1 protein-coding gene is annotated in these 247 nt (G+C 75.7%); it reads right to left on the bottom strand.

The window, feature by feature from the left end:
• On the bottom strand, window positions 1-247 hold a 247-nt coding region (locus tag ACRHNM_RS17720; protein ID WP_431137959.1), incomplete at both ends, for a LysR substrate-binding domain-containing protein.

Genomic DNA, 247 nt, shown 5'->3' with positions numbered 1-247 from the left:
GCACGGTGTAGGTCAGCGGGGCCAGCGCGCTGTGCTTTGCGGCCTCGGCGCTGCCGTCCAGCACGCGCAGGCGGGCGCGTTGCTGCAGGGCCAGGGCCCCTTGCTCGGGCATGTAGGTGAAGCCCAGGCCGCCCCCCACCATGCCCACCACGGCGCCCCAGCTGTTGCAGGAAAGGCGCCGCTCCAGGGCCAGGCCGTGGCGGCCCAGCCAGTCGTCCAGCGTGCGCGTGGCGCCCGAGCCGGTGGG

Origin of the sequence: Psychroserpens mesophilus, from assembly GCF_050617655.1 — a bacterium.
Taxonomy (GTDB): domain Bacteria; phylum Bacteroidota; class Bacteroidia; order Flavobacteriales; family Flavobacteriaceae; genus Psychroserpens; species Psychroserpens mesophilus_A.
The sequence above is the reverse complement of the archived record's forward strand: the minus strand, read 5'-3'. Positions and strand labels throughout refer to the sequence as shown.